Genomic DNA, 3186 nt, shown 5'->3' with positions numbered 1-3186 from the left:
CCGTGCGCGAAGAGTTCACGAGATCGCAGGGTGGGGTGGGCGGGGGAGGGGGTGGGTCAGAGGGCGCGGAGGCCGGCCCAGGCGAGGGCGGAGACCTCGTCGGCGATCTGATCCGGATCGAAGTCGTCGCCGAGTTCGACGAGGCGACGGCTCGCCCCTTCGGCCATGCCGACGAGCGCGTGGGCGAGCGTGCGCCGTGTCGACTCGGAGATGTCGACCGCGATCAGCGGGGCGGTGGCCTCCGCGGCCGATGCGGTGATCTTGGCGACCGACTGCGTGAACTCGTCGTCGTTGGACGTGCCGTTTCCGAACAGCAGTCGGAAGCCGGCGTTGTCGGAGGCGACCCAGCGGAAGTAGGCGAGGAATCCGAGGTGGGTCTGGCTCTTGCCGTCGGTCGCCTCGGCGGTCGCCTTGGCGATCGAATCGAGCAGGCGCTGGCCGACCTCGTCGAGCAGTGCCTTGTACAGATCGCGCTTGGAATCGAAGTGCTGGTACAGCACCGGCTTGGTCACCCCGGCCGCTTCGGCGATGTCGTTCATCGACGCGCCGTGGAACCCGGCCGACGCGAACACATCGAGTGCGACGTCGAGGATCTGCTCTCGTCGGGCGTTGGCGGGAAGGCGCTGGGACATTGTTACCAGATGGTAACCGGCCCGAGCCTGCGAGTGTCGGACGACATCCCGTCTCCGCGAAAAGTCGGGATCAGTAACCCTGCTCGCGGTCCTCGCGCTCGGCTGCCTTGACGCCGTATCCGAGGACGATCGACGGGAGCAGGAGGATGCAGCCGATGATGAACGAGATGATGACGAGCGTTGCCATCGTCGACGTGAACCCGAACAGGAAGGCCATCACGAACAGCGCCATCGCGACGGCCACGAAGAGATATCCCACGCGGTTCGCGAGCAGCGTCCAGCGTGCGATCTTGGCTCGTCGAATGCGAACGGGATCCTCGGTGGTTGCCATCGGGCACGTAGCGTACGGCCGCAAGCGCGTCCTGGTGCCGGCGACGAGCGCCGGGCCGCCTCGACGGTCGACGAAGGGACTCCACATGGTCAGAACGGAACGACGAGGGCGTGTCGAGGTGATCACGCTCGACCGCCCGGAGCGGCGCAACGCGCTCGATCACCCGACCCTGCTCGAATTGTTGGAGATCCAGGACCGACTCGTGGCCTCGACCGCTTCGTTCGAGACCCGGGTCGTCGTGCTCACCGGTACCGCCCCGGCGTTCTGTGCCGGAGCCGATCTGACCGGCGTCGAGGAGGGCCAGTTCGCGACCGATCTCGGCTCGGTACTGCGGAACTTCACGACCCTGCCGGTGCCGGTCGTCGCGGCCATCGACGGGCCTGCGCTCGGTGCCGGCACCCAACTCGTCGTGGCGTGTGATCTCCGGATCGCCACACCCGACAGTGTGTTGGGGGTCCCCGCCGCGAAGCTCGGGCTGGTGGTCGATCGATGGACGGTCGCGCGTGTCGAGGCCGAATTCGGCGCGGGGGTTGCGCGGGGGATGTTGATCGGGGCCGAGACGACGACCGCCGCCGACCTCCATCGACAGGGGGCGATCCATCGGCTCGGTGACCTCGATGCCGCGCTCGAGTGGGCGGAGCGTCTGTCCTCGCTCGCCCCGCTGACGATGGCCGCCCACAAGCACGGCCTGGAATCGGCGCGCAGTGATGCCGAAGACGACCGGTTCGAGGAGATGCGCAGCGCGGCATGGGCCAGCGCCGATGCCGACGAGGGGCGTCGAGCGTTCCTCGAGAAGCGGCGCCCCGGTTTCACCGGGAACTGACCGAGGCCTGCCGAGTCGCCGAAGCGGTCAGAGGTTCGGCGGGAGCAGTCGGTTGACGTTCTCGAAGAAGAAGTAGAGCGCCACCGTGAAGGGGACGATGCCGATGAGGAGCCCGGCCCAGTCACGGCGGAGGCGTCGGCTCACGAGGTAGGACGCGATGGCGATCGCCGAGACCGCGAGCCCCCACAGGGCGACCTGTGAATTCGCCCCCGGGTCGCTGAACCATCCGTCGGAGAACGCATCGGCGATCCCCTCGTTGACCGCGTCGGATCCGAGCTGGTCGGTTCCCGACGACTCGTCGCTCACCGACGGCGTCGATGTCGCAACGCCGGAGTCGGACGTTGCGCCGGCGTCCACCGGGGTCGTCGTGTCGGGCGACGTTGCGGCCGGATCGGTCACCACGGACGTGTCGACGGCCTCGAATGTCGGATCGTCCCCGGCTGCGATCTCGTCGGCCGCTGATGCATCGTCCTGTAGGTCGAGCGGTCGGCCGTAGTTGAGGATCGCCTCGGTCACCGGCGACGACTTCTCGGGGATGAGCTCGCTCGAGATCACGATTCGTTGACGAGCGGAAAAGACCGGATGGCACGACGTCAGCGTGAGGTTCGCGATGGTCGGATCCGTGGTGACGACGGCCTGATAGTACGACGGGTCCACGATCTGGGTGCCGGTGACGCCGTACACGAACGTCCCGCTGAGCGTGGTGACGCTGATCTCGTCGCCCGGCTCGAGCTGGTCGACGTTGCGGAACGGTTGACCGTAGGTCGTGCGGTGCCCGGCGATCGCGGCGTTGCCGAACTGGCCGGGCATCGGTGTCTCGGGGAAGTGGCCGGGTCCCTTCTGGAGGTCGCCCTTGTCGACCCCGGCGACCACGATGGCGTCGACGTCGATCGACGGGATCTCGAGGCGGGCCACCGCATCGCCGTTCTCGACCGGAACGACCGTCGGCGCAGGCTCGGGTTCGGCCACCGTGGTCTCGGGGGCCGGTTCGACGGGAGCGGTGGTCACCGGCACCGCCGGCGTGGTCACCGGTGCCGTCTCGGCGAGCAACTCCTCGAACTCGGTCTCCAGCCGGTTCTGTGCGGCGGCGGTCTGGATTCCGGTTCCGTAGAGCTGGTAGGCGACGAACCCGAACATCAGTAGGCCGACGGCGATCAACACCTTGCCGACGCCGCCGACGATCCAGCGCCAGTCGTGTGGTGGCGGGGGTCGGTCCCACTTGCGCAGTCGTCCTCGCCGGGTGAGCTTCGGGGACGGTGCGGAAGTCGTGGTCCTCGTCCGAACGACCGGTCGTGCCGTTTCGTCGGTCAGCCGAGCGGAGTGCGGCGCGGGGTGAGCCCCGTCGCCGGTGCCGTTGCTGTCGCCGCCGTGTTCGTCCGCACCGGCGTCGGCAGGGGTGT

General features: G+C 68.3%; 4 protein-coding genes. 1 reads left to right on the top strand and 3 read right to left on the bottom strand.

What is annotated here, in order from left to right; all coding sequences use genetic code 11:
* Window positions 1-56: 56 nt before the first annotated feature.
* Both WBV89_RS08910 and WBV89_RS08905 read right to left on the bottom strand, forming a co-directional pair.
* Entirely contained in the window at window positions 57-632 is a 576-nt protein-coding gene (locus tag WBV89_RS08910) for a TetR/AcrR family transcriptional regulator (protein WP_423980983.1), read from the bottom strand.
* 70 nt (window positions 633-702) lie between these two features.
* Window positions 703-963, bottom strand: coding sequence for a hypothetical protein (locus WBV89_RS08905; RefSeq protein WP_423980982.1), 261 nt, complete (start codon window positions 961-963; stop codon window positions 703-705).
* Between the two features lie 85 nt (window positions 964-1048).
* Here WBV89_RS08905 and WBV89_RS08900 point away from each other — a divergent pair, with 85 nt between their 5' ends.
* Window positions 1049-1786, top strand: a complete 738-nt coding sequence (locus tag WBV89_RS08900; protein ID WP_423980981.1) for an enoyl-CoA hydratase-related protein — start codon at window positions 1049-1051, stop codon at window positions 1784-1786.
* Between the two features lie 27 nt (window positions 1787-1813).
* Here the strand turns inward: WBV89_RS08900 and WBV89_RS08895 are convergent.
* A partial coding sequence (locus tag WBV89_RS08895; protein WP_423980980.1) for a class E sortase occupies window positions 1814-3186 on the bottom strand: 1373 nt, incomplete at its 5' end.

The sequence above is a fragment of the Ilumatobacter sp. genome (genome assembly GCF_049588435.1).
GTDB lineage: Bacteria > Actinomycetota > Acidimicrobiia > Acidimicrobiales > Ilumatobacteraceae > Ilumatobacter_A.
This window is presented reverse-complemented; position numbering and strand designations above follow the sequence as displayed.

Excerpts from the sequence above, each read along its gene's own strand:
- WBV89_RS08905 (WP_423980982.1), bottom strand. The coding sequence starts at position 963 with ATGGCAACCACCGAGGATCCCGTTCGCATTCGACGAGCCAAGATCGCA.
- WBV89_RS08910 (WP_423980983.1), bottom strand. The coding sequence starts at position 632 with ATGTCCCAGCGCCTTCCCGCCAACGCCCGACGAGAGCAGATCCTCGAC.
- WBV89_RS08900 (WP_423980981.1), top strand. The coding sequence starts at position 1,049 with ATGGTCAGAACGGAACGACGAGGGCGTGTCGAGGTGATCACGCTCGAC.